We start from the raw sequence: 24,143 nt of genomic DNA, 5'->3' as shown, positions 1-24,143 counted from the left end.
TAAGGGGTCAATGTGTCCTATTAAAAGTGTTCGCGATGTCTCCGAACATTGTGTTCGCTATGTCCCCGGTCCATACACTCCCGGAGGGAGAGGGAGCTTTACCGAGGTGTTCTCAGGTCCAGCGCAAAGCTTTTAGTCCCCTCTCCCTTCGGGAGAGGGCTAGGGAGAGGGCGCTTTTAAGCTGAAAATACCTGACAAGCATCAACGCGAAACCCGCGTCCTTGACCTATGCTGCATGCGTTTTCAAGCACAAGGAGATGGCCGTGAACGCGCCCGCTACGACCCCGCCGCCGGCAACGGCAAAAGTTAAGTTACCCATAGGTCTGGTCATCGCCATTGTGGCGATGGTGGGCGTTTTGCTGATGCCGTTGCCCGCCGACTTGCCGGTCGCCGGGCACCGGATGTTGGCGATTCTGGTGTTTGCCGTGGTGGTGTGGATCACCGAAGCGGTGTCATACGAAGCCAGCGCCATCATGATTACGTCGCTGATGGCGTTTTTGATTGGCATGGCGCCGACCCTGGCCGACCCGTCGAAAATCTACGGCACCAACGCCGGGATCACCATGGCCCTCACCGGGTTTTCCAATGCCGCGCTGGCGCTGGTGGCCGGGGCGTTGTTTATTGCGGCGGCCATGACCCACACCGGGCTGGACCGGCGTATCGCGCTGGTGACCCTGTCACGCATCGGCACCAGCACCCGGCGCATTTTGATCGGGGCGATTGCGGTGACCATTCTGCTCAGCCTCGTGGTGCCCAGCGCCACCGCGCGCAGTGCATGTGTGGTGCCGATCATGATGGGGGTGATTCTGGCGTTTGGCGTCGACAAGCGCTCCAACATCGCCGCCGGGATCATGATTGTGGTGGCGCAGGGCACCAGTATCTGGAACGTCGGCATTCAAACCGCTGCCGCGCAAAACCTGCTGACAGTCGGATTTATGGACAAGATGCTCGGCGAACGGGTCAATTGGCTCGACTGGCTGATCGCCGGTGCGCCGTGGGCCATCATCATGTCGGCGGTGTTGCTGTTTGTGGTGCTGAAAATGCTCCCGCCGGAAAGCGACAGCATTCCGGGCGGTAAAGAAGCCGTGGAAAAATCACTGGCCGAACTGGGCCCCATGACCGGGCCGCAGAAGCGCCTGATGGCGGTTTCCATCGCGCTGTTGCTGGGCTGGGCCACGGAAGGCAAGTTGCACAGCTTTGACACCACCTCCATTACCTACGCCGGGCTGGTGATACTGTTGCTGCCGCGTTACGGGGTCATGACCTGGAAAGACGTGCAGTCGCGTATCCCGTGGGGCACGGTGATTGTGTTCGGCGTGGGGATCAGCCTGGGGACGGCGTTGCTGACCACCCAGGCGGGGCAATGGCTGGGCGGGCAGGTAGTGCATAACACCGGGCTGGATCAGGTAGGGCCACTGGGGATTTTTGCGATTCTGGGGGCGTTTCTGATTTTGATTCACCTGGGCTTTGCCAGTGCGACGGCGCTGACATCGGCCTTGCTGCCCATTCTGATTGCGGTCTTGCAGACCTTGCCGGGTGAATTCAGCCGCTTGGGCATGACCATGTTGCTGGGCTTTGTGGTGAGCTACGGCTTTATCCTGCCCATCAACGCCCCGCAAAACATGGTGTGCCTGGGCACACAAACCTTCACCGCCAAGCAATTTGCCAAGGTCGGCTTGATAGTCACCGTGGTGGGTTATCTGCTGATGTTGCTGTTTGGCGCGACGTACTGGAGCTGGCTGGGCTGGATGTAACACCATCTGTAGGAGCGAGCTTGTCTCGCGATCTGTTGATCTTGATCTGGCTTTTGATCTTGATCTAAGAGGCCCCGTTAAACCACGCTGGCCGAACGCAGGTTTTGCGCAGAGGGTAACCCGGCAGGACGCCGGGTTAGCCGCGACACGGCCAGGGATGGCCGATCGCGGCGGCCCTCTAAGCAAGGCCTGTGGTGAGGGCATGCCGAGCCACAGCGAGGCACCGAGGGGTTGGGGCAAAAAGCGTTTGGCCACTTTGCGCTTTTCAAAGTGGCACGGCGTAAGGCCGGAACCCTAAGTTGCCGTTGCCGCAGCAACGGATATGTACAAAAAATCAAGAGCCCCTCACCCTGGCCCTCTCCCGAAGGAGAGGGAACCGATTGGGGGATGCTGAAGATAGTCGGTGGCCTGTTTGCTGCGCGACAGCGCGGCGTCGAAGACGGGGCGGTGTTGTGGCTCAATGATTTTGGACCATGATGTAGGAGTATCGACCTAAGGAAAAATCATGGGATATCGGGTTGTTAACGCCGAGGAAAAAGCAGAAGCCATTCGCTTGGTTGTAGAGATGAAGTGCTCTGTACCTCAAGCTTGTGAGCTTACGGGAGTGGGCCCTACAGCTCTACGCCGGTGGGTTCTGCACTGGCGCCGAGAGCACGCAGGAAGTATGCAGCTCCCTCGGCCCCAGGATCAGGATCTGATCGAGTCATTGCAGGCTCAGTTGGCGCTGCTTGAGGCCGAGAACCAAGTGCTAAAAAAGCAATTGCCCTCTCATCTGAAGGTTCTGTTCAACCGAACCAAGTGATTGATGGCGTTAGAGGGGCGATGTCGGTTCGACGTGCGTGTTCGATCTTGAGCCTGCCTCGCAGTAGCTTTTACGCGAAACGTAAGCCTGCGGCGCCTCGTGTTATCGAGAAGAGTCTTGAGTCGAAAATTCGTGCGCTGCACAAAGAACATCGCGAGGCGCTGGGCGCCCGCGGCTTATCCAAGGAGCTGAGAAAAGGTGGGATTTCTATCGGGCGTCACCGAATGAGCTCCTTGATAAGCACCCTTGGGCTTACAAGGCGCCGGGCGCGTTATGGCCACTATCGGCGTGCCACTAAACCTGAAATCACAGCGCCGAACATACTTGATCGTCGGTTCAACCCCGTCCAGGCGAACACACTTTGGGCAGGCGACATCACCTACATCAAGGTGAAAGAAAGCTGGCTGTATCTGGCAGTAGTGATGGATCTTTTTTCACGCAGGATTGTGGGATGGGCTTGCTCACGCACAGCCGATACGGATTTGTCTATCAAAGCGCTGGAGCTGGCAGTTGCGCTGCGTAACCCAATGCCAGAGCTGCTATTTCACTCAGATCAAGGGTGCCAGTACACCTCCAATCGATTTACAAAATGCCTGGAGGAAAAACGGATCGTCCATAGCGTAAGCCGACGAGGCAATTGCTGGGACAATGCGGTAGTTGAGCGTTATTTCAGAACGTTGAAACATGACTGGATGCCCGAAAACGGATATCAGAACCATTACGATGCGGAGAAGGACGTGTTGGATTTTGTATCGCACTACAACCATCGCCGCTGTCACACCGCATCGAACAATCTGCCGCCTGCTCTGTTTGAGCAACAGGCGGCCTAAAAACTCCTACAGAGTGGTCCAAAAAAACTGGATCCCTACACGGCACCTCCTACAGGGTGGATTTAGCTACCACCCTCGCTGCGCCCGCCGCTGCTGACTTCGGCGGGTACATCTTCGCCAGCCATGCGTTTACGGAACAAGGACGTGCGGGCCAGTAGCAAGGTGGTCACCGGCACGGTAATCGCCAGCAAAATCGGGATCAGCCAGGCGTGCAGGACCGGCGTGGATTTAAGTGCCGAGAAGTACACAATCGAGGCCAGTGCCACGCACCAGGCGCCAAGGGTTGAAGCCAGTGCAGGCGGGTGCATGCGCTGGAAAAAGTCCTTGAGGCGCAGCATCCCGATGGCTCCAAACAGCGCAAACAGGCTGCTGACCACCAGCAGCACGGCCACCGGTATCTCGATCCAGAGCGACAGCTCGCTGACGGAATTCATTCAATTACCTCCCCACGCAGCAGGAACTTGGCCAGCGCAAACGAGCCGACAAACCCGAACAGGGCGATCAGCAAGGCGGCCTCGAAGTAGGTGTCACTGGCATAACGTATGCCCAACACCAGCATCATCAGCATGGCCACGATATACAGGTAGTCCAGCGCCAGAACCCGGTCCTGGGCCGAGGGGCCTTTAAACAGGCGGACCACGGTCAGCACCATCGCCAGGCTAAAGAAAAACAGGCTGATCAGGATGGCATTGGAGAGCAGGGCACTCATTCAAAGATCTCCATCAAGGGGCGCTCGTAAGCCGTTTTGAAGTGCTCGATAAATTGCGCTTCGTCATCCAGGTCAAAAACGTGCAACAACAGCACACTGCGGTCCAGCGCCAGTTCGGACCAGACCGTACCCGGCACCACCGTGGTGATCATCGACAAGGCCGCGAGGCCGTTGGCGTCACGCAGGTCGAGGGGGATCTTGATGAACCGCGAGCGTGGCGGGCGCTTGCCGGCATTGAGCACACCCCAGGCCACGGCGATGTTGGACATGATCACGTCACGCCCCACCAAAAAGAACAACTTGAGGATCACACCCGGACGGTGGATGTGAATCGGCAGGGGCCGCAGGGGCGCGAACATGATTGGCGCCAAAAAGCCCAGCGCTGCACCGAGCAACAGATTGCCGGCGCTCAATGACAAGTTGAGCAGCAACCACAGTGCCCACAACGCCAGGGACAACCACGGTGCCGGGAATAAACGCTTCATGGCTGCACCTCCTGCAACGCCGCTTTGGCAGTGGGGCCAGGCACAGGGCGAGACTCCAATACTGCCTGCACATAACGCTCAGGGTTGCTCAAGGTCTCGGCGGCGGCCTGGGTAAAGCGCAACAGCGGCTCGGCCTTGACCGTCAGGACCACGCACAGCGCCAGCAGCAATACGATGGGCATGCATTCAAGGCGACGCAGGATCGGTGAAGGCCGCTCCAGGGGTGTCCAGAAGCGCTGGATGCCCATGCGCGAAAAGGCGATCAAAGAGGCCAGCCCGGACAGAATCAGCAAAGCCAGCAAGCACCAGGCGGCGGTAGACACCGGGGCGTTGATCTCGTTGCCCAGCCCGGCCGGGTTGAGCAGCGCGTTGAGCAAGCTGAGCTTGCCGATAAACCCGGACAGCGGCGGCATACCGATAATCAGCAGGGCGCAGGCGATAAAACTCAAGCCCAGAAACGCCATCGCCCACGGAATAATCTGCCCGACCACGACGTTTTGCTCGTCGTCCAGGTTGGTCCCGCGCGGGGGCGGCTCAACGATGGAAGGTAATGCTTCAGCATCTTCTTCGTACAGCGTCTCGCTGGATGAGCGCGAACGTTCAATGAGCTCGGCCAGCAAGAACAGCGCACTCAGTGCCAGGGTGGAGCTGACCAGATAAAACAGGGCCGCCGCAATCAGGTTGGGTTGGGCAAAACCCACCGCCGACAACAGAATGCCGGCCGACACCAGAATGCTCAGGCTGGCCATGCGCTCCAGGCGCTGGGCTGCGAGGATCGCAATGGCGGCGCAGACAATGGTTGCCATGCCGCCGTAGATCAACCAGTCGCTGCCAAAGTAGGCCGAAGCCCCGGCCTGGCCCGAGAACAGCAGCGTCCACAGGCGCAATACGGTGTAGATCCCGACCTTGGTCATGATCGCGAACAGCGCTGCTACCGGGGCGCTGGCCGAGGAGTAGGCGGGCACCAGCCAGAAGTTCAGCGGCCACATGCCGGCTTTTGCCAGAAAAGCGATGGCCAGAATGGCCGCACCGGCGTGCAACAAACCGCGATCGGCTTCGGGCACCAAGGGGATTTTGAACGCCAGATCGGCCATGTTCAGCGTGCCGGTGACGCCATAAATCAACGCCGCCCCAATCAGGAACAGTGACGAAGCCAGCAGGTTGATCGCGATGTAATGCAGGCCCGACGACACCCGTGCCTTGCCCGAACCGTGCAGCATCAGGCCGTAAGAGGCCGCCAGCAACACTTCGAAAAACACGAACAGGTTGAACAGGTCGGCGGTCAGGAAAGCGCCATACAACCCCATCAACTGGATCTGGAACAGCGCATGGAAGCTGGAACCGGCTCGGTCCCAGCGGGCCATGGCGAACATCAGCGCGCAACTGGCGATCACCCCGGTAAGCACCAGCATCAGTGCCGACAAGCGATCCACCACCAGCACAATGCCGAATGGCACCTGCCAGTTGCTCGGCAGGTACACGCCTATCGAGGTCGGGCTGCCAGTTTGTTGCGTCCAGAGCAGCAAGGTGATTGAGATGCACAGCCCGAGCAGGGTCGAGCCGAGGTTGATGCGGGCTTTGAGCGGACGATGTTTTTCGCCCAGTAACAGCATGCACGCAGCGGTAAACAGCGGTAGCAGGATGGGCGCGACGATCAAATGCGGCATCAAATTCATTCTTTAGGCTCCCGGCCATCCACATGGTCGGTACCGGTCAGGCCGCGAGAGGCCAGCAAGACCACCAGAAACAGCGCGGTCATGGCAAAACTGATGACGATTGCGGTCAACACCAGTGCCTGCGGCAAAGGGTCGGTGTAGTTGAGCAAGTCTTGCGGCACGCCTTCTTTGATCACAGGCTCCTTGCCGATAAACAGGCTGCCCATGCTGAAAATAAACAGGTTGACCCCGTACGACAGCAAGCACAGGCCCATCACCACCTGAAAGGTTCGAGGGCGCAGGATCAGCCAGGTACCAGAGGCGGCAAGCACCCCGATAGCAATAGCGATAACTTCTTCCATCAGGCAGCTCCCGTCTTGGATTGGAGGGCGGGACGATGGGCTCGTACCGATTGGTGAGCCAGCGCTGTGAGAATCAGCAGCGTGGCGCCGACCACAACGGCAAACACACCAATGTCAAAAAACAGCGCACTGGCCACGTGAATCTCACCCAGCACCGGCAAGCTGAAATGCGCGGTATGGGTGGTCAGGAACGGGTAGCCCCACAGCAGCGAGCCCAGCCCGGTCAACGTTGCACAGAGCAACCCGGTACCCATCCAGCGCAACGGCCGCAGGCTCATTTGTGCCTCGACCCACTGCGTGCCGGCCACCATGTATTGCAGGATGAACGCCACCGACATCACCAGGCCTGCGACGAAACCGCCGCCCGGCTGGTTGTGCCCGCGCATAAACAGGTACATCGAGACCATAAACGCAATTGGCAACAGCAAACGCACCAGCACCGCAGGCACCATCATGAAGCCCAAGGCGGTATCGCTGGCGCTGCGCGGGTTCACCAGGTCGGTGACCACGTCTTTGGCCAGCAAGCGCTGCTGAGCAGGCAACTGCATGCTTTCTTTGGGAGGGCGGAACCGGCGCAGCAGGGCGAATACGGTCAGGGCCACGGCGGCCAGTACGGTGATTTCACCCAGGGTGTCGAAACCGCGGAAGTCCACCAGCATCACGTTCACCACGTTGGTGCCGCCGCCTTCGGGCAACGCACGGCTGAGGAAGAACGAAGAGATGTGGTTCGGGGTTTGCCGGGTCAACATGGCGTACGACAGCACCGCCATGCCGCCGCCGACGGCGATCGACAACAGCAAGTCGCGCAGACGACGGATACGGGCTTTGTTGAGGGTGCCAGGCAGCGGCGAGACTTCTTCGATCCGCCGTGGCAGCCAACGCAGGCCCAACAGGATGAGCACCGTGGTCACCACCTCAACCACCAGTTGGGTCAAGGCCAGGTCCGGTGCCGAGAACCAGACGAAGGTCACGCAGGTCATCAAGCCGCACACACTGACCATGGTCAAAGCGGCCAGACGGTGGTACTTGGCTTGCCAGGCAGCGCCGATGGCACAGGCAATCGCCAGCAGCCACAAGGTCACAAACACAATGGAGCCCGGAATGTTCGGCCGGTCGCCCCAGCTCAAGCCGCTGTAGAGCATCGGGATCAGCCCGGCAATCACCGCCGCCAGCACCAGCAAGAACAACTGGGTTTGCAGGCGTAAGGTGCTCACATGTCGCTCGACGCGCCGCGCTCGGCGCATGAGCACCACCATGCTGCGTTCGAAGAAACGCTTGCCGTTGAAGTACTTGATCAGCGGCGGCAGCGGGAAGCGCTCAAGTTTGAGCTGCTTGCGCAACAACACGTACAGCACGATACCGCCGGACATGGCGATCAGGCTCATGATCATCGGGGCATTCAGGCCGTGCCAGATGGCCAGGCTGTATTCGGGCAGGTCGCCCCCCACCACCGGTTGCGCGGCCGCAGCGAGCAGCGGGCCGACAGTGTGGGCCGGGAAGATGCCGACCATCAGGCAGGTAAACACCAGCAGCTCGACCGGCGCCCGCATCCAGCGCGGCGGCTCGTGCGGAGTGTGCGGCAGGTCGGTGGCAGGCGGGCCGAAGAACACATCCACGGTAAAGCGCAGCGCGTAGGCCACGCTAAACGTACCGCCAATGGTAGCGATGACAGGCAGGGCAATTTCGACCCAGGCCGTGGAGTTGATGAACACCGTTTCGGCGAAGAACATTTCTTTCGACAAGAAACCGTTGAGCAACGGCACACCGGCCATCGACGCACTGGCCACCATCGCCAGCGTGGCGGTGTACGGCATCAGTTTGAACAGGCCGCTGAGCTTACGGATATCCCGCGTGCCGGTTTCGTGGTCGATGATCCCGGCCGCCATGAACAGCGAGGCCTTGAAGGTGGCGTGGTTGAGGATATGGAACACCGCCGCCACGGCCGCCAGCGGGCTGTTAAGGCCCAGCAGCAGGGTGATCAGGCCCAGGTGGCTGATGGTCGAATAGGCCAGCAGGCCCTTGAGATCGTTTTGAAACATCGCGCAGTACGCGCCGAGCACCAGGGTGCAGGCCCCGGCGCCGCTGACAATCCAGAACCATTCTTCGGTGCCGGACAGGGGCGACCACAGGCGCGCCAACAGGAATACCCCGGCCTTGACCATAGTTGCCGAGTGCAGATAAGCCGAAACCGGAGTCGGCGCCGCCATGGCATGGGGCAGCCAGAAATGAAACGGGAATTGTGCACTTTTGCTAAGGGCGCCGATGAGGATCAGCGGCAACAGAATGGGGTACAGGCTGTGAGCTTTGATCTGGTCGCCTGCGGCCAGCACGACGTCCAGATCATAGCTGCCGACAACATGGCCGAGCAGCATGACCCCCGCCAGCAAGCACAAGCCCCCGGCGCCAGTGACCATCAGCGCCATATAGGCGCCGCGTCGGGCGTCAGAGCGGTGGTGCCAATAGCCGATCAGCAGGAACGAGAAAAGACTGGTCAGCTCCCAGAAAAATACGATCTGGATCAAGTTGCCCGAAATCACCAGGCCGAGCATCGCGCCCATAAACGCCAGGAAAAACGAGAAGAAGCGCGGCACCGGGTCTTCGGGTGACATGTAGTAACGGGCGTACAGAGACACCAGCGCGCCTATGCCCAGGACCAGAATCGAGAACAGCCAGGCAAACCCGTCCATGCGCAGGACAAAATTGAGGCCGATACTCGGCAGCCACATGAACTCTTCACGAATCACCCCACCATGGGCGATTTGCGGATAGAGCAGGGCAACTTGAACTAAGCCGATCAGAGCAATCAAACCGGCCAGCAGTGATTCACTGTTACGTGCGTTGTGCGGCAAAACAGCCGCCAGACAGCTGCCAATAAATGGCAGAAGCAGTAGAACTATCAGGGACATAGGCTTCTAATCTGCAGGAGTTTGCGAACGATCATACGTGGCGGCTTGACGATCACCAACAACGTATCTGTAGATGAATCCTACAAAATGTGTGCAAAACTTTAACAACGAGCCGGGTGCCTTCCTTATTGACCCGCTTGCGAGATGCGAGCGTCGCCCCCATACGTGGGGGCGAGTCATGCCAGGAGATGAGGTTTAACCGGGTGAATGTAGTGCCAAGGCATCACTCGCAGGCTTGATTACCTTGCTTTTCATCCGACTCGCCGGGCGTTTTACCTTTTGTTTTTAACTCACTAACGATCACCGCTGCAACAATCAATACCGCACCGAGCAATGCGATGCCGGGTAAACGCTCCCCGGCGATACGCCCGACGATCCCGGCCCATACCGGTTCACCCGCGTAAATAAGCGTGGCGCGGGTCGGTGAAACACTTTTTTGTGCCCAGTTCATCGCCACTTGAATAATCGCGCTAGCAGCCCCCAGGCCCACCGCGCTGATCAGCAACAGCCAAGAGAAGTCAGGGATGGCCTCGCCGCTCGGCACCACCATCAAGAAGGACAGAATAGACGCGGTGGCGAGCTGCACGACGGTCACCCGTCGCACATCGACTTTGCCGGCATAGGCGCTGATCAGGATTATTTCGGCGGCGATGGCGATTGCACTGATCAGGGTCACGATCTCACCCTGGCTGAAGTTCAGCGATGCACCATTGGGCCCGGACAGCAGCATCAAGCCGGTAAACGCCATCACGATACCGATACTCGGCATCAGGCCGGGTCTGCGGCCCAGTACCAACCACTGCAGCAGCGGCACGAAAGGCACGTAAAGAGCGGTGATAAAGGCCGACTGGCTGCTGGGAATGGTTTGCAGGCCTACGGTTTGCAAGCCGTAACCGAACATGATTGCCGTACCAATGAAAAAACCGGCTTTTAGCTCCAGTCGTGTGAAACCGCGCAAGCTTCGCCAGGAAAACAGCGCCACGATCGTCGCCGCGGCAGCAAAGCGCAGGCCGACAAAAAACATCGGGCCGCTGGACGTCAATGCATGCTGTACCAACAAAAAGGTGCCACCCCAGACTATGGTGATCAGGATCAGCACACATTCTGCTTTACTGAAACGAGCCGTAATCGACCCGAGCTTGGAAGTTTTTAACGTTGACATAACCTTGCACGCCACAAGATGAGAGACGCACAATGCGTCAAAGCTGAGCAGTATACTGCGCACCCCCATAGAGTGAGCAATATAGTGCCCAACGAAATTCCCCATTCTGATCCGTCACAGAGAGGTTTCATGCAACGTACTTCGGTATTGCAGCACGTCAGTCAGAACGTTCGGCGCTTGAGGCTGCTCGCTCACCTTAGCCAAAGTGCATTGTCTGATTTGTCGGGTGTCAGCCGCCGGATGCTGGTTGCGATAGAGGCGGGCGAGAAAAACGTCAGCCTGAGCACCCTTGATCGGGTAGCAGAGGCGTTGAACGTGGCGTTCAGTGATTTGATTCAGGCGCCGGGTTCTGTTGACCCGAGTCGCATTAATGAGCTGGCGTGGGCCGGGAACAGCACTGCGAGCAAGGCGGTGTTATTGGCCAAGGCGGTGGCCTGTAAAGAGGTTGAGCTATGGGAATGGACCCTGGTGCCGGGCGACGAATACCACTCGCAGGCTGATGCCGATGGCTGGAGCGAGCAGTTATATGTAGTGGAAGGGCGCTTGACGCTGGTGATTGACGAACAGTCGTTCACGTTTGGCGCAGGGGAGTTCTATATGTACGCCAGCAATAAACCGCATTCTTACCGCAATGACGGCGATGAAGTGGTTCGCTTTATCCGCAACGTGGTTATTTAAGAAGGGTGGCGGGACAAACGTCCCGCCGAGCCAGGCTGCCGCACACCGTTCGCTCGCGGTCCAGGCCAATCATTAGGTCAATTGGCTTGAACAGGGTATGTGCTGACTGGGGGAATCAGCCCGAGCGACGTTGGCTGCACAGCAGACCTGACGCAACACACCGCTTAGCGGATGTTTTTGATGGTGCCTTTGTTGCCGGTAACCGTCACGTTCACCTTCTTGAAGATGAAGTAGTCTTCAACCGACACTGCGTAACGAGGTGCGACGATCAAATCCGAACCCGAGCTCTTGACCGCTTTGTAAGCAGCAGCTGCTTTAGTGGCAGACACTGGGTCTGGCAGGCTGAAAGCAGGAGCAGGGCCGCCATAGGTCACGCCGTCTGCAAACTCACTGTCGCCGCTGATTTTCAGCACGCCGAACAGAATGTCCGAAGACGATTGGCCGGTGATCTCTCCGCCCACTTCAATGTTAGCTTTCAGGTCAGCAGTGACAGTACCCGCGATTGGAGCGTTTGGCTGGCTCACGTTGTGGCTCATGCAACCGCTGGTGGCCAGAACTGCTGCCACTAATGCGACAGGCATCCATATTTTCTTCATCGTAAAGCTCCAAGAGATTTGTCAGTCCGTTCGTTAACGGCGGCGAGACTGTACGTGAGCACTCTTAGGATTAAAGTCAGCCAAGTCCCTCTCTCGCGCAGGCATAAAACCTATTGGAGGTAGGAATTTGGATTGCCTCCTACTTTTACGGGCCTTCACTGTAGGTACGCGGCAGGGCGGGGTGTAATACGCGGGAGGTACGGAAAGATCAAAAGATCGCGAGGCAAGTTTTGTGGTGAATATAAGACCCGTGGGAGCGGGCTTGCTCGCGATACAGACGACTCGGTATGGATGTTTCACCCTGTCGATGCAATCGCGAGCAAGCCCGCTCCCACGGCATGCTGAAATAGCCTGAACCCGTTTTAGCGCTCTTCGGTCACGCACTCATCGAGCGCGGAGCGCCAGTCTGGCTGGCTGACTTGCCATTCACGTGCCAGGCGGCTGCAGTCCAGACGTGAATTTTGCGGGCGGGCCGCTGGGGTCGGGTAGGCGCTGGCCGGTATCGGCTCAAGGGTGGCGCACGTTTTGCCTTGGGCCGTCAGGTGCTCGGCAATGGCTTGGGTAAAACCAAACCAGGAGGTTTCACCGGCTGCTGTCAGGTGGTACACCCCCCATGCACCGGCCTGGCCCGCTTGCCAGCGCTCGATCAACGCGCGCGTGCTCCTGGCAATGGTGCCGGCCCAGGTCGGTGCGCCAATCTGGTCAGCCACCACGCGCAGCTCGGTTTTTTCCGGGAGTAAACGCTGCATGGTCAGCAGGAAGTTCTTGCCGTGGGTGGAGTACACCCAACTGGTGCGCAGGATCAAATGCTGCCCGCCCACTGCAGTGATCGCTTGCTCGCCCGCCAATTTGCTTTTGCCGTAGACGCCCAGTGGGCCGGTTGGATCGTCTTCGGTGTAAGGCCCGGGCTTGCTGCCATCGAACACGTAGTCGGTGGAGTAGTGGATCAGTGGAATACCCAGCGCCTTGGCTTCTTCGGCAAAAACGCCCGGCGCGGTGCCATTGATGGCAAACGCCAAGTCCGGCTCGCTTTCTGCCAGATCCACCGCCGTGTGTGCACCGGCGTTAATGATCAAATCCGGGCGATGGGTGCGAACCTGTGCGCGGATCTGCTCGGGCTGGCTCAAATCCAGCTCATCACGGCCCAGCACAATCAACTCGGCCACATCGCCAAGCTGCTTTTGCAACTCAACGGCCACCTGGCCGGTCTTGCCGCTGATAAGAATTTTTAAAGGCGTGGCGGTGCGGTTCATGCAATCAGGTCCTTGGCGTCAGTGAAGCCCAGGCGCTGGCCCTGGTAGCTGCCGTCCTGAACGCGTTTGCACCACTCCAGGTTGTCCAGATACCACTGCACGGTTTTGCGCAGGCCGGTTTCAAAGGTTTCTGCGGGCACCCAGCCCAACTCGCGTTCGATTTTGCTGGCGTCGATGGCATAACGCTGGTCATGGCCGGGGCGGTCCTGAACAAAGGTGATCAAGTCTGCGAATTGCGCGACACCGGCAGGGCGCTCAGGTGCCAGCTCTTCGAGCAAGGCACAGATGCCGCGCACCACGTCGATGTTCTTCTGCTCGTTATGGCCGCCTATGTTGTACGTTTCGCCAACCACACCGTCCGTCACCACTTTGAGCAGGGCGCGGGCGTGGTCCTCTACAAACAGCCAGTCGCGCACTTGCAGGCCATTGCCGTACACCGGCAGCGGTTTACCGGCCAACGCATTGAGAATGACCAGCGGGATCAGTTTTTCCGGGAAGTGGAACGGCCCATAGTTGTTCGAGCAGTTAGTCACCAGCACCGGCAAACCGTAAGTGCGGTTCCAGGCGCGCACCAAGTGATCAGACGCCGCTTTGCTGGCCGAATAAGGCGAGCTTGGCGCGTACGGCGTGGTTTCAGTGAACAGATCATCAACGCCATGCAAGTCGCCATACACTTCGTCGGTCGAAATATGGTGGAAACGGAAGGCACTTTTTGCAGGCTCTTCAAGCGTCGACCAATAAGCACGAGTGGCCTCAAGCAGGCTGTAAGTGCCGACAATGTTGGTCTGGATAAAGTCCGACGGGCCATCGATGGAGCGATCAACGTGCGACTCGGCCGCCAAGTGCATGATCGCCTGCGGCTGGAAACGCTCAATAACTGCGCTCATCGCCGCCTGATCAACGATGTCAGCCTGAACGAACTCGTAACGGGTGTCTGTAGCGATGCTTTGCAGCGATTCCAGATTGCCAGCGTAGGTCAACTTATCGACGTTGAGCACTTCGTGGGAGGTATCTTTAATCAAGTGACGGATCAGAGCCGAACCAATGAAACCGGCACCGCCGGTGACTAAAATGCGCATGTGAATATCCCTTATTCCCTGACGGTCTTAAATCATGTGGCGCATAGCTTGGGAGGATGCACGCGATGGGGCAAGAGGCAGCAGTACATATTTATCGCCCAGCCCCAATAATTTCCCGCAAGCCGTAGTCGTTGGCGAGCCTGCGAGGCTACGTCCAATTGCGCAGCGATCGTAAACCCATGAAGCACGCTTCAACTGAAGAATTGCGAAACCCTGAGCCACACAGAGTTCGCGCGAATACCGCACTCTACAGACGTAGCCTCGCAGGCTCGTCAACGACTACAGGGTGAGACCAGGCACTAAAAATTATTAGAATTCAGGGGGTTGCCAGCTTCGATCTTCTAGTACATAATGCGCGCCATCAGCTCGGGGCAACTACCTGAATAGCTGAAGAATCAATGAGTTGGAAAAAAGTTGTAGCGATCAAGTCGCAAATTTCCTTGCTTTTGATACTTCTAAACAGAAGCTTCAAGCGCAATGGCCGAATAGCAAAATGGTTATGCAGCGGATTGCAAATCCGCCCACGCCGGTTCGATTCCGGCTTCGGCCTCCACATTCGAAAGCCCCGTAGATTAACGTCTACGGGGCTTTTTTGTTGTGTGCTAATCATCGGACTCGAACAGCAAGGCCGTCTCAAAATCCTGCCCGCAATGCGGACGTTTTGCCTTTTACTACCAACTGCTGGGTGGAAGGCGACGTGTATGGAAAATTCGCAGGACTTGCAACTTACCCAGCCTGATTCGGTAAGGGATCGCATAAGGCCAGTTCGGCAGTGGCCATTCACGCGTGCCCGGTAACCTGCCTTCTCGGCCTATAGAGGGGAACTGTGACAATTGTTCAACACTCGCCCTGATGGCTTTAACGAACTCGATAGCGGCCTGAGGGTTTTCCACGGCGATGTAGGTAGCCTCATCATCCAGATTCTTGAGTGCTGTCCTTAGCCACTCAACCCTCATTGGCAGACCATTTGTTCAGTGTCGCGGCGACTTCATTCTCAGAGGCAAAATCACCCGCATCGGCTTCTTCAATTGCTTTTTGGATCTCGGCTATCTGCCAGGCTTCGCGCGCCAAATAATCGCGAAGTGCATCGATGGCTAAAAAGGACTTGCTGCGGCCGGTTGCCTTGGCCAAATGGGCGAGCGTGTCTGCCATATCGTCAGGCAGGCGCAGAGACATAATGGACATGGGGACCTCGGTGTAGTGATGTGTAATACAACATACTACACCTGCATACATAAGAATGACCCACCGACCATCGGGGTTGCCTGCATACAGGCGATAAATCGATCAATACATACACCATCAACTGGCTCGCCATGTGCGGGTTTGCACAGTGTTTTCTCGCCTGGTTTGAGCGCGGCGCAATGAGATAGCTCGACCATCCTGGTTGCGTTCCACGAAAACCAGCACCAGAACGACCCCCATCACCTCGGCCATGAAGATCTCCATCAACCGATCTGCATCCTGTTGAGGCGAGCGGCGAAACTAGCCTGTTTGGGCTTTTTTTGAACCTTCCTTGATTCTGTATTTGTGTGGGGATTTTCTAACTTGGATTATTTTTTGAATCCCACTTTTCGCATCGTCGCAGACAACACCTCACTGATAAATGACCGCGGCAGCGCCTTCCAAACATAAGTCAGACCCTGTAGGAGCGAGCTTGCTCGCGATCTTTTGATCTTGATCCAAGAGGCCCCGTTAAACCACGCAGCCGATCGCAGCCTTCGTACCTCGTCAGCGACTACAGTCGCCTGAAAATAACGATGCCCGAAGGAGAGGGGACCGATTAGGGATGGCATGTCAAATCGCGGGGCCAACGTGGTCACTTACAAGTGTGAGAGGTTTTTCTGCAGTTATAGACAGTGAGCTATGTGCTGCGTGTTATGTGCTTAACGTAGATCACAATAAAAAAATCTTGCCCTTTTACGTCCTGGATCAAGCAGCCTGCTACGAAATCCAAAAGGGCAAGATCATCAGGTTAATGCTTCTTGGTGAAATCAATAACCATGCGGCCGGTGAATTTTCCCTGCTCCATTTCTTCAAAAATCGTATTGATATCTTCGAGTGGACGCATCTGCACTTTTGGTACGACTTTACCTTCGGCGCCGAAACGGAAAGCCTCTTTCAGGTCTTCACGGGTACCTACCAGTGAGCCAACGACCTCAATCCCGTCCAGGACCAGGCGCGGAATGCTCAGGTCCATCGTTTCAACTGGCAGGCCCACTGCTACAACACGCCCTGCAGCGCGGACACTGGCGACGGCAGAGTTAAAGGCTGATTTAGCGACGGCTGTCACAACGGCCGCATGGGCGCCGCCGAGCTCTTTCTGAATGATCTCATCGACATTGTCTGTCTTCGGATTAAGGGTTAAATCTGCCCCCATCTCTTTTGCCAATGCCAGTTGCTTGTCATTGACATCAATAGCGATCACTTTGGCATTGAATACATTCTTGGCATATTGCAGGGCCAGATTTCCCAACCCGCCCAGGCCGTAAATCGCCAGCCATTGGCCGGGTTTTATACCTGAAACTTTAATGGCTTTATAAGTAGTCACGCCAGCGCAGGTAATACTACTGGCTTCTGCTGAATCGAGACCGTCAGGAACTTTGACCGCGTAATCAGCACTGACAATACATTCTTCAGCCATACCGCCGTCGACGGTATAACCCGCATTCTTGGCTGTGCGGCAGAAAGTTTCTTTGCCGCTGTTACAGTATTCGCAGTTGCCACAGCCGCGGAAAAACCACGCGACACTGGCGCGATCGCCAACTTTAAGTGATGTAACACCTGCCGCTACTTCAGTCACAACACCGATGCCTTCATGCCCAAGTGTGATGCCGGATACATCACCGAAATCTGCATTTTTAACATGCAAGTCGGTGTGGCATACACCGCAGCATTCCATTTTTAATAAGGCTTCTCCGTATTCCAAAGGGCGTAATTTCTTGTCTTCAATGACGACGGTCTTATTCTTTGCGACAACAGCTGCTTTCATAATCAACCCCCACGTGTGGTATGTCTGAAGGCTCATGTTGACTGCCTAACTAAAAATGAGCGGCTGTAGTCTAGCTGCGATTTTCGAAACCGTTGTCTTTTTGGATCCACTGCGTTTTCTGCCCATTCCGACTGTGGATGATCGCTGCGGTAGGGCCCGGGTTGAGGGCTGTTTAGTTCCGGCTTAAAACCTTAGCCAGGCAAAAACGGGCTGCGTAGGCCTTGGGCTAAGCTGTCATGGCCAAGTCGCAGGCAATACGCAGCCCAAGATCAGAATTGGTTTTTTCAATGGGGATAGATACTATCCTAACGATTAGCCTGCTACCTATCGCACAGCCATGAAGCCACCCTCCATCCCGTTATCAGATTTTTGGCAGGCCATCCTTGCACCTTCGCGCAGCGACTTACTGTTTGCTCTGCGCAATATCATCGCCGGCGCGGTGGCGCTGTACCTGGCGTTGATCTTCGATCTGGAACAACCGCAATGGGCGCTGACGACGGTGTTCATCGTGGGTCAGTTCACCAGCGGGATGGTGTTGGGCAAGGGCGCCTACCGCTTGGTCGGTACGCTGGTAGGGGGCGTGGCTTCGGTTGCGCTGATTGCCGCGTTTGGCCAGTCGCCCTTGTTGTTTCTGTTGGCCATGGCAACGTGGTTGGCGCTGTGCACCACTGGCGCCTCTTTGTTACGCAGCCATGCCGCCTATGGCTTTGTATTGGCAGGCTACACCACCGCGATCATTGCACTGCCAGCGGTCTCGGACCCGCTGGCGGTGTTCGATCATGCGACTGCGCGGTGCATCGAGATCAGCCTGGGGATTATTTGCGCGTCCGTGGCAAGTACCGTTTTGTGGCCCCGTCACGCCGAGCAAGCGCTGTCGGCCCAAGGGCGAGCGGCCTGGCTGGCCGGTCTTGAAGCCGCGGCGGCAGAACTGCTGGGCACGGATCAACGCAAAGGCATGCTGGTTGCCTTGGGGCGACTGGTAGCGGTCGATAATCAACATGCCAACGCCCGCTTTGAAGGCCCGGCAGGGCGGCGCCGCTCTCAAGCACTGCGTGTGCTCAGTCGAGACCTGCTCAGTGTGTTGCGTGCAGCCAGAGCAGTGGCTCGCCAAAGGTTGATGCTCGATGAGGCTACGCGTGTCATGCCGTTGATCGAGCAAGTCGCAGCGGCATTGCAGCAAGCGCACCTAAAGGACCTGCCCGCGCTGGCCCAACACATCAGGCTGGCGCTCGAGGATCAGACCTTGGGCCAAGAGGCGCAGTATTGCTTGATGGCGCTGGCGCAGTTGTTGCGCTTGATTGAGCAGAGCGCGCTGACACTCCAGGCACTGGAGCAGGGGAGAGTGCCGCCAGGTGCGCCGGGCGCCATGTCGTGGCACAAAGACATTGAACAGGGCGTGCTCGCCGGGTTGCGCTGCGCCGTGGCATTTTTGGCTGTGGCGGCGTTCTGGATGTACACGGCCTGGCCGTCGGGCCTGGGCGCGATATCAATCTGCGGCGTGGTGTTAAGCCTGTTTGCCGCCAGAGAAAACCCTTCTGAATCCAGTCTTAACTTCTTAAAAGGCATTGCACTGTCAATTCCGGTGGCCGGCGTTGTGCATTTTGGCCTGCTGCCCGCATTTGACAGCTTCGCCATGCTTGGCCTGTGCCTGGGCATACCTTTGTTTCTGGCCTCGTTATGCATGAGCCGGCCAGCATTGGCGGCCACCGCTTCGGCGTTCTGCATCTTCTTTGTCAACAACATCGGGCCCAGCAACCTGATGACCTACGACTTCGCTGCCTTCCTCAACAGCGCCGTAGCCACCCTGATGGGCAGCGGCATCGCTGTACTGGTGTTTCGTCTTATACAACTCAACCCCGGCGAGCGGCATTATCGGCGTATGTACAAAGCCCTGCTGTTCGACCTTGCTCAATTGACCGTACGCCCGCTGGAGCAAGCCGAAAGCTGGTTTGGCGGGCGCATGGCAGACCGCTTGATCCGGCTGTCACGCTACACCGCAGCGTTTACCACCGGCACCAGCCACTGGTCGCGCGGCCTGCAAGGCCTGGACCTTGGCGATGAGTTGCTCGAACTGCGCGCCTGCCTCGCAAACAGCCAGGGAACCCTGGCGCTTGCACGTGATCGCTATTTACGTTGCCTGGCGAGTGCCTTTAAGCAAGGCGGGCCAAGAGAGCAAAGCCTCACGCTTATGGATGCACCCAGCCAGGCATTGCTCGGGGCTCTGAAGCAACCCTCAAAGTTGGCAGAACAAGACATGGCCAAAGCGGCGATCTTGCAACTGCAGTACACATGGCGCAAAGCCTGCCAGCCAAATACTGAATAAGCCTGCGCGGCCAATGTATAAAAAACATTCATCCAACAGATAATGGCGCAATAGTATCATCGGCCGAGATTGCGCTGGCCTGATAATGCCAGGACGTTGCAAGCACCTGCAGTCGTTGCCGGAGCATGAGGCGGCGATGGGAGTCGAGTGAGCACTGGAGCGGCGGTACTGCATTGCAGCCAGGCACCTTCTTGGCAGCCACAAGATACCGCGTTACGCCGCAGCCCATAGCGCTGAAAATAACAAAAGTTTGCTGCTTTCAAACGACAAGCTGCCACACATCAAGCGGCTGAGAAGACACGCGTCATGATTGACTTTAAACAGATGGCTTTAATTCTCGAAGCGCTGCCAGACCCGGTTTTTATCTTTACGCGCAGCGGCAAATACGTTGCAGTATTTGGCGGGCGCGATACGCGCTATTACCACGATGGCACCGGCTTGATCGGGTTGTACATCCAGGACCTGATCAAACCCGAAAAGGCCAATTGGTTTCTGGAGCAGATTGCCAAGGCACTGGACACGCAAAAGCTCATGGTTGTGGAATACGAGCTCAGCAACCGGGATGTAAAAGGCCTGCTCGATGAAGGCCCCGCAGACCCCATATGGTTTGAAGGCCGCATCCAGGCCCTGAGTTTTCAAGTGGACGAAAACGACGTCGTGCTCTGGGTCGCCAGCAACATCTCAGAGCGCCACCACCTAGAAGTCAAACTCAGGGAACTGAGCGACACCGACCAACTGACCGGCCTCTACAACCGAAGAAGGCTTGAGCATGACCTCACGCTGCACCACCAGGCATTAACCCGATATGCCGTACCAACGTCGGTCTGCATGTTCGACCTCGATAACCTCAAAATAATCAACGACACCCAAGGCCACCACGTCGGCGACCAGATGATCCAGGCCGCCGCCAACATCTGCCGCACGGCGCTACGCAAAAATGACACCGCCTGTCGCTTTGGCGGGGACGAGTTTGTGATTGCCCTGCCCAATACCGCGCGTGAGCAGGCCATGCAGTTTGCCGAACGCTTACATGGCTACTTCAAACAAGAGCTGGATCATTTTTCAGTGGGCAATATTGTCGTCACCGCGAGCATTGGCATAACCAGCATGGTGCCGGAAGACACCACCCATGAAGACACACTCAAACGCGCAGATCGGGCGTTATATGAGGCCAAAAAGACGGGCAAGAACAGGATTGTGTGGGGGTGAGGCAATCGGGCTTTGGGGGTTCAACCTGCGTTGTAGCGCAAGAAGTCCGTAGTTTTTTTGCATTGGCTTGACCTGCACGCTTATCAAGCCTTTTGGCCCAGCATTCAAGATTTACGATCGCCCATGCAGCCCTGATCACAGATGCAGCCATTCACTGAAAGCCCCGTAGACCAACGTCTACGGGGCTTTTTACTGCGCTAGACGCAAGTGAAGCAGGCTTGATCCAGAGAATAGGCGTACAGGCTGTCTTGAGAAACTTCCTTCGCGGGATGACGTCTTGGTCTTACCCGCTCATCGGAAAAACCCTGACTGTGGGAGGCGCGTTTACGGAGTTGCGTATACACCTTATCTAAGGCGCGTAACTTCAATGCCATTCTTGCGGCCCCTCTGTCTGATGAGAATCCGGGTAGCAGCCCATAGATTAATGGAGGACTGCGAGAGCAACGCAAAAATCCCCGGACACCCAAGGGCATTGGTCTGCCAGCGTACTAAGTGAGTGCTCGGGGTATCTAAACAGCGATTGATGCAGGGCGGGTGCAGGATGCGCCGAGCTTAACCTTGGGTCTGGAAAACAGTGGCAGGGCTATACGTTTGGAGTGGTCGGGCGATCATGAAAAATTATTCATCTGCATAATGGCCACCCCTGGCCATTACCTATCTTTTAATTGCCCTCGCTATAATGGCGGCCGTCCTGGTTTTTTATGAGGTTTGGTCGTCATGGTAAGTCGTCGGCAACTGCTAAAACTCAGCGCACTCGGAACCGCAACCTTCGCGGCACCGCTGGCGTACTCTGCGAGCAATATAACCATGACGCATAAAAATGGTAGTCCGTTGGGTTCACCGTCTTTAAAAGATGCAGATGATAATGCGCGTAGCCTCGATCTATTAGTGTGCGGTGATAGCCCAACTTATATGGATCGTAGGGGAGTACAGCGCAGATCCTGGGCAGGTATGGAAGGGGAGTTTAGCGCTGAGCAAGTTGCACGGAAGAAGCAGTTTGATGTATTCCTGAATTCAAGTGGTTTTGAGGCACCTATCCCCTATGTAGCAGGTATTGAGTTAATACGTATAACTCAGACTGTTACCTATGACAAAAATGACTATCGAGCTAAGAGCGAAGCCTTGCCTTTCACGACAAGTGATTGGGAAGCGGATGTGTCGAAGTTTGTTTTGATGGGTGATGATTCGCTGAGGCAACAACTAGCAGACCACACTAATCCGAATAATGGAGTAGGAATGCTAGCGTTCCCACGTACATCAGTTGCGGCCGCAGCTAGCTCAGCAAGTCGGATATTATCGGCCTTGCGAGTTAATATTTGGGAGGATCAGTTCGTGGCACTAATCACGGATAAACCCACTAAAGATCCCGGCACATGGGATTGGACGCCCGCATTTGAAGCAGCAAGTGTGTATGTGAAAAATTGTGGTGGCGGTATTGTCGAATTGACAGAAGGTGTATTCTCGTTAACTCGCATCTATCGTCGCAATGGTGTTTCTATTGAGTGCAGAGGGAGTGCTGCGACTTATTTACAGGCTCTTCCATTTAACCCTGGGAACGGTCCGTATGGATTGATTGAACAGGAGGATGGGCCGGTAATTGGATCACATATTCGTGGAGTGCATCTACTTGGGCTCCCTGCAAGTAACCCTGACCAATGGGGGATGTATTTACATGCGAAATGGGATGAAGCATATCAACACGGTGGTCTCTGGATGTCCGTGCATGATGATGTGCGTATTACATACTTCAATAAGGGGATTTGGAGCCGAGGAGGTTACACTGTAGCGCATTATAAACGGCCACAACAGTTCCTTGATTTTCGTAGTGTATACGTTCAAGTACTTACTGGCGGTGAAGCTTTACGTATGACTGGTCAGCACGGTCAAGTGAATTTTACGTTAGGCTCTGCTGAAGGGAGGGACGGTAACATTGCGCTGCGTGCAGCGACCCTAAGTTTTGACCCGGATCCAAGCTCGACTGCAGATAATGCCAGTTGTAGTGGTGAGTCTACTAATGATATATCTGGCACGGGTAATGCTGTTCAGGCGCCAATTAATATGACTTTTGGGGCCAAGTTTAGTATTCAAAAAAGCCAAGAGGGTATTTACTCTCAAGGTGCTAAAAATATAATAATTTCGGGCATTTGGGGGGAGAATATTGGTAAGTTTTTGACAATTGTAAATAACTCCCATGTGGAGCTTGAAAAGTCTCATTTAGCCAAGGCTGCAGATGGGGGGGTGCTAGGTAGTCCTGGTGAAGGTTATCTTTTTTCATGTCAGTCAAATTCTACTTTAGTTCTGCGTAATGATAACGATATAACTGGCTTGACTGATAGTGTTACTGATCCGGCAATGTCTGTAAATAATATTGCGGGTATAGATATGCAACTAACTTATTTTAATGGGGATACAACGGGAAAGTTTAAGGTTTCGGGCTATAAGAGTGTAGGTGTTGATGATGATGGGAGAGTTGTTCTGGGTGGGCATAAGTTTGTAATAGTATCTGAGAATGACGATCAGACAATTTTGCTTAGAACGGTGAACGCAAATGCAGCTCCTGGAGAGCAAGTCATGTTGCGGGCTAACAGTGGGCCAATTACACTTTCTGTTGGCGGTAATATATTTCTGGGTGGCATGTCTGCAGTAACAGTTCCGCAGTTTGGAATTGTCGTTTTAGTGAGGAAGTTTGAAGTTGATAGTTCGGGGGAGTGGGACTTGGTGAGCGTGCCTGAGCACTATGGAGTTGATGTGCCGACCAATGGTTATTATGCGTCAGGTACCAGAATTTGGCGTTCGGATTCAGCTTCTGAGGATTTTATTGGCGTTATATGTACTGCATCCGGTCTTGCAGGTTCAACGGCTGTATTTAAGATTTTTTCGATTGTTTAAATTCCTTGCAGAGTGAATTAAGAATCTTTTTTTTGAGTTGCGGGAGTCGGCTTGGCAACTTCCCGCAGCTAATATGTTTTCAGAAAATGCTGTTTAATAAATATCTTTTGATATTAAAGTGAATGGTGTCTTAATCATGATTTTAATATCAAGCCATAATGACCAGTTGTTGATGTAGTCCAGATCGATCTCTACGCGTTTTTGCATTTTTTCAATAGTGTCGGTTTCGCCGCGGCATCCACTAATTTGTGCTAAGCCAGTGATGCCAGGTTTGATGCGATGGCGAGCCATATAAGCGTGGATCTTGCCTGTGTAATAGTCATTATGAGCGACGGCATGTGGTCGCGGCCCCACCAAAGCCATATCGCCATGCAGCACATTAAAGGCTCTTCGCATTTAAGGGTGTAGCTGATTTCTAAACCCTCCTGACTTCAGCAAGCACCTGGCTATGTAATTGGT

20 protein-coding genes, 1 tRNA gene and 1 pseudogene are annotated in these 24,143 nt (G+C 55.9%); 8 read left to right on the top strand and 14 right to left on the bottom strand.

The window, feature by feature from the left end; all coding sequences use genetic code 11:
* Positions 1 to 263 precede the first annotated feature (263 nt).
* From GHO32_RS24675 to GHO32_RS24665, 3 genes are all read left to right on the top strand, one after another.
* Entirely contained in the window at positions 264 to 1,754 is a 1,491-nt protein-coding gene (locus GHO32_RS24675; RefSeq protein WP_048388713.1) for a DASS family sodium-coupled anion symporter, read from the top strand.
* A 505-nt stretch (positions 1,755 to 2,259) separates the two neighbouring features.
* Positions 2,260 to 2,556, top strand: a complete 297-nt coding sequence (locus GHO32_RS27285; RefSeq protein WP_153336032.1) for a transposase — start codon at positions 2,260 to 2,262, stop codon at positions 2,554 to 2,556.
* Positions 2,553 to 3,386 (top strand): IS3 family transposase, encoded by an 834-nt coding sequence (locus tag GHO32_RS24665; RefSeq protein ID WP_368668516.1) that lies wholly within the window; start codon positions 2,553 to 2,555, stop codon positions 3,384 to 3,386. The genes GHO32_RS27285 and GHO32_RS24665 overlap by 4 nt, the downstream gene beginning before the upstream one ends.
* Before the next feature lie 62 nt (positions 3,387 to 3,448).
* Here the strand turns inward: GHO32_RS24665 and GHO32_RS24660 are convergent, their stop codons facing one another.
* The 7 genes from GHO32_RS24660 to GHO32_RS24630 all read right to left on the bottom strand — a co-directional run bounded on the left by GHO32_RS24660 (position 3,449) and on the right by GHO32_RS24630 (position 10,770).
* Positions 3,449 to 3,820, bottom strand: a complete 372-nt coding sequence (locus tag GHO32_RS24660) for a Na+/H+ antiporter subunit G (protein WP_048369045.1) — start codon at positions 3,818 to 3,820, stop codon at positions 3,449 to 3,451.
* On the bottom strand, positions 3,817 to 4,095 hold the full coding sequence (locus GHO32_RS24655; RefSeq protein WP_048369046.1) for a K+/H+ antiporter subunit F: 279 nt from the start codon (positions 4,093 to 4,095) through the stop codon (positions 3,817 to 3,819). The genes GHO32_RS24660 and GHO32_RS24655 overlap by 4 nt, the downstream gene beginning before the upstream one ends.
* Complete coding sequence (locus tag GHO32_RS24650; protein ID WP_048369047.1) at positions 4,092 to 4,580, bottom strand: Na+/H+ antiporter subunit E; 489 nt, start codon at positions 4,578 to 4,580, stop codon at positions 4,092 to 4,094. The genes GHO32_RS24655 and GHO32_RS24650 overlap by 4 nt, the downstream gene beginning before the upstream one ends.
* The gene (locus GHO32_RS24645; RefSeq protein ID WP_153336396.1) at positions 4,577 to 6,256 is read right to left on the bottom strand and encodes a monovalent cation/H+ antiporter subunit D; all 1,680 of its coding nucleotides are present in this window, start codon (positions 6,254 to 6,256) and stop codon (positions 4,577 to 4,579) included. The genes GHO32_RS24650 and GHO32_RS24645 overlap by 4 nt, the downstream gene beginning before the upstream one ends.
* Positions 6,253 to 6,597: a Na+/H+ antiporter subunit C gene (locus GHO32_RS24640; protein ID WP_048369049.1), complete on the bottom strand. Its 345-nt coding sequence runs from the start codon at positions 6,595 to 6,597 to the stop codon at positions 6,253 to 6,255. Before GHO32_RS24640 ends, GHO32_RS24645 begins: the two co-directional genes overlap by 4 nt.
* Positions 6,597 to 9,503, bottom strand: a complete 2,907-nt coding sequence (locus GHO32_RS24635; RefSeq protein ID WP_153336397.1) for a monovalent cation/H+ antiporter subunit A — start codon at positions 9,501 to 9,503, stop codon at positions 6,597 to 6,599. The genes GHO32_RS24640 and GHO32_RS24635 overlap by 1 nt, the downstream gene beginning before the upstream one ends.
* A gap of 223 nt (positions 9,504 to 9,726) precedes the next feature.
* Positions 9,727 to 10,770, bottom strand: coding sequence for a DMT family transporter (locus GHO32_RS24630; protein WP_371924491.1), 1,044 nt, complete (start codon positions 10,768 to 10,770; stop codon positions 9,727 to 9,729).
* Between the two features lie 24 nt (positions 10,771 to 10,794).
* Between GHO32_RS24630 and GHO32_RS24625 the strand changes: the two genes are divergently transcribed.
* On the top strand, positions 10,795 to 11,343 hold the full coding sequence (locus GHO32_RS24625) for a helix-turn-helix domain-containing protein (RefSeq protein ID WP_153336398.1): 549 nt from the start codon (positions 10,795 to 10,797) through the stop codon (positions 11,341 to 11,343).
* 164 nt (positions 11,344 to 11,507) lie between these two features.
* Here the strand turns inward: GHO32_RS24625 and GHO32_RS24620 are convergent, their stop codons facing one another.
* The 3 genes from GHO32_RS24620 to rfbB all read right to left on the bottom strand — a co-directional run bounded on the left by GHO32_RS24620 (position 11,508) and on the right by rfbB (position 14,271).
* Positions 11,508 to 11,939 (bottom strand): hypothetical protein, encoded by a 432-nt coding sequence (locus GHO32_RS24620; RefSeq protein WP_123748734.1) that lies wholly within the window; start codon positions 11,937 to 11,939, stop codon positions 11,508 to 11,510.
* A gap of 362 nt (positions 11,940 to 12,301) precedes the next feature.
* Positions 12,302 to 13,192, bottom strand: coding sequence for a dTDP-4-dehydrorhamnose reductase (rfbD, locus tag GHO32_RS24615; protein ID WP_153336399.1), 891 nt, complete (start codon positions 13,190 to 13,192; stop codon positions 12,302 to 12,304).
* A complete protein-coding gene (gene rfbB, locus GHO32_RS24610) occupies positions 13,189 to 14,271 on the bottom strand; it encodes a dTDP-glucose 4,6-dehydratase (protein ID WP_153336400.1) in 1,083 nt (360 codons plus the stop codon). The genes rfbD and rfbB overlap by 4 nt, the downstream gene beginning before the upstream one ends.
* Before the next feature lie 479 nt (positions 14,272 to 14,750).
* Between rfbB and GHO32_RS24605 the strand changes: the two genes are divergently transcribed.
* Positions 14,751 to 14,824, top strand: a tRNA-Cys gene (locus GHO32_RS24605).
* A 118-nt stretch (positions 14,825 to 14,942) separates the two neighbouring features.
* Here GHO32_RS24605 and GHO32_RS24600 read toward each other — a convergent pair.
* The 3 genes from GHO32_RS24600 to adhP form a co-directional block, all read right to left on the bottom strand.
* Complete coding sequence (locus tag GHO32_RS24600; RefSeq protein WP_153336401.1) at positions 14,943 to 15,227, bottom strand: type II toxin-antitoxin system RelE/ParE family toxin; 285 nt, start codon at positions 15,225 to 15,227, stop codon at positions 14,943 to 14,945.
* Positions 15,217 to 15,456, bottom strand: coding sequence for a CopG family ribbon-helix-helix protein (locus tag GHO32_RS24595; RefSeq protein ID WP_123748789.1), 240 nt, complete (start codon positions 15,454 to 15,456; stop codon positions 15,217 to 15,219). The genes GHO32_RS24600 and GHO32_RS24595 overlap by 11 nt, the downstream gene beginning before the upstream one ends.
* Positions 15,457 to 16,246: 790 nt before the next feature.
* Positions 16,247 to 17,263, bottom strand: a complete 1,017-nt coding sequence (gene adhP, locus GHO32_RS24590; protein ID WP_123748790.1) for an alcohol dehydrogenase AdhP — start codon at positions 17,261 to 17,263, stop codon at positions 16,247 to 16,249.
* Between the two features lie 337 nt (positions 17,264 to 17,600).
* On the opposite strand from adhP, the gene GHO32_RS24585 reads away from it, so the two are divergent.
* The 3 genes from GHO32_RS24585 (at position 17,601) to GHO32_RS24575 (ending at position 23,684) form a co-directional block, all read left to right on the top strand.
* The gene (locus GHO32_RS24585; protein ID WP_153336402.1) at positions 17,601 to 19,586 is read left to right on the top strand and encodes an FUSC family protein; all 1,986 of its coding nucleotides are present in this window, start codon (positions 17,601 to 17,603) and stop codon (positions 19,584 to 19,586) included.
* 306 nt (positions 19,587 to 19,892) lie between these two features.
* Complete coding sequence (locus GHO32_RS24580) at positions 19,893 to 20,795, top strand: GGDEF domain-containing protein (protein WP_153336403.1); 903 nt, start codon at positions 19,893 to 19,895, stop codon at positions 20,793 to 20,795.
* Positions 20,796 to 21,602: 807 nt separating this feature from the next.
* On the top strand, positions 21,603 to 23,684 hold the full coding sequence (locus GHO32_RS24575; protein ID WP_153443039.1) for a hypothetical protein: 2,082 nt from the start codon (positions 21,603 to 21,605) through the stop codon (positions 23,682 to 23,684).
* A 93-nt stretch (positions 23,685 to 23,777) separates the two neighbouring features.
* On the opposite strand, the pseudogene GHO32_RS24570 reads toward GHO32_RS24575, so the two are convergent.
* Positions 23,778 to 24,068 (bottom strand): annotated as a pseudogene (locus GHO32_RS24570) (sugar transferase); the annotation flags it as partial.
* Positions 24,069 to 24,143: the final 75 nt, after the last annotated feature.

The organism is Pseudomonas sp. FSL R10-2189 (genome assembly GCF_009600325.1).
Classification (GTDB): domain Bacteria; phylum Pseudomonadota; class Gammaproteobacteria; order Pseudomonadales; family Pseudomonadaceae; genus Aquipseudomonas; species Aquipseudomonas helleri.
This window is presented reverse-complemented; position numbering and strand designations above follow the sequence as displayed.

Bases quoted from the DNA above. Each gene is read 5' to 3' on its own strand.
- GHO32_RS24575 (WP_153443039.1), top strand. From the start codon at position 21,603: ATGACGCATAAAAATGGTAGTCCGTTGGGTTCACCGTCTTTAAAAGAT.
- rfbD (WP_153336399.1), bottom strand. From the start codon at position 13,192: ATGAACCGCACCGCCACGCCTTTAAAAATTCTTATCAGCGGCAAGACC.
- GHO32_RS24660 (WP_048369045.1), bottom strand. From the start codon at position 3,820: ATGAATTCCGTCAGCGAGCTGTCGCTCTGGATCGAGATACCGGTGGCC.
- GHO32_RS27285 (WP_153336032.1), top strand. From the start codon at position 2,260: ATGGGATATCGGGTTGTTAACGCCGAGGAAAAAGCAGAAGCCATTCGC.
- GHO32_RS24625 (WP_153336398.1), top strand. From the start codon at position 10,795: ATGCAACGTACTTCGGTATTGCAGCACGTCAGTCAGAACGTTCGGCGC.
- GHO32_RS24635 (WP_153336397.1), bottom strand. From the start codon at position 9,503: ATGTCCCTGATAGTTCTACTGCTTCTGCCATTTATTGGCAGCTGTCTG.
- GHO32_RS24630 (WP_371924491.1), bottom strand. From the start codon at position 10,770: ATGGGGAATTTCGTTGGGCACTATATTGCTCACTCTATGGGGGTGCGC.
- GHO32_RS24645 (WP_153336396.1), bottom strand. From the start codon at position 6,256: ATGAATTTGATGCCGCATTTGATCGTCGCGCCCATCCTGCTACCGCTG.
- GHO32_RS24655 (WP_048369046.1), bottom strand. From the start codon at position 4,095: ATGAGTGCCCTGCTCTCCAATGCCATCCTGATCAGCCTGTTTTTCTTT.
- adhP (WP_123748790.1), bottom strand. From the start codon at position 17,263: ATGAAAGCAGCTGTTGTCGCAAAGAATAAGACCGTCGTCATTGAAGAC.
- GHO32_RS24585 (WP_153336402.1), top strand. From the start codon at position 17,601: ATGAAGCCACCCTCCATCCCGTTATCAGATTTTTGGCAGGCCATCCTT.
- GHO32_RS24595 (WP_123748789.1), bottom strand. From the start codon at position 15,456: ATGTCCATTATGTCTCTGCGCCTGCCTGACGATATGGCAGACACGCTC.
- GHO32_RS24640 (WP_048369049.1), bottom strand. From the start codon at position 6,597: ATGGAAGAAGTTATCGCTATTGCTATCGGGGTGCTTGCCGCCTCTGGT.
- GHO32_RS24600 (WP_153336401.1), bottom strand. From the start codon at position 15,227: ATGAGGGTTGAGTGGCTAAGGACAGCACTCAAGAATCTGGATGATGAG.
- rfbB (WP_153336400.1), bottom strand. From the start codon at position 14,271: ATGCGCATTTTAGTCACCGGCGGTGCCGGTTTCATTGGTTCGGCTCTG.
- GHO32_RS24580 (WP_153336403.1), top strand. From the start codon at position 19,893: ATGATTGACTTTAAACAGATGGCTTTAATTCTCGAAGCGCTGCCAGAC.
- GHO32_RS24650 (WP_048369047.1), bottom strand. From the start codon at position 4,580: ATGAAGCGTTTATTCCCGGCACCGTGGTTGTCCCTGGCGTTGTGGGCA.
- GHO32_RS24620 (WP_123748734.1), bottom strand. From the start codon at position 11,939: ATGAAGAAAATATGGATGCCTGTCGCATTAGTGGCAGCAGTTCTGGCC.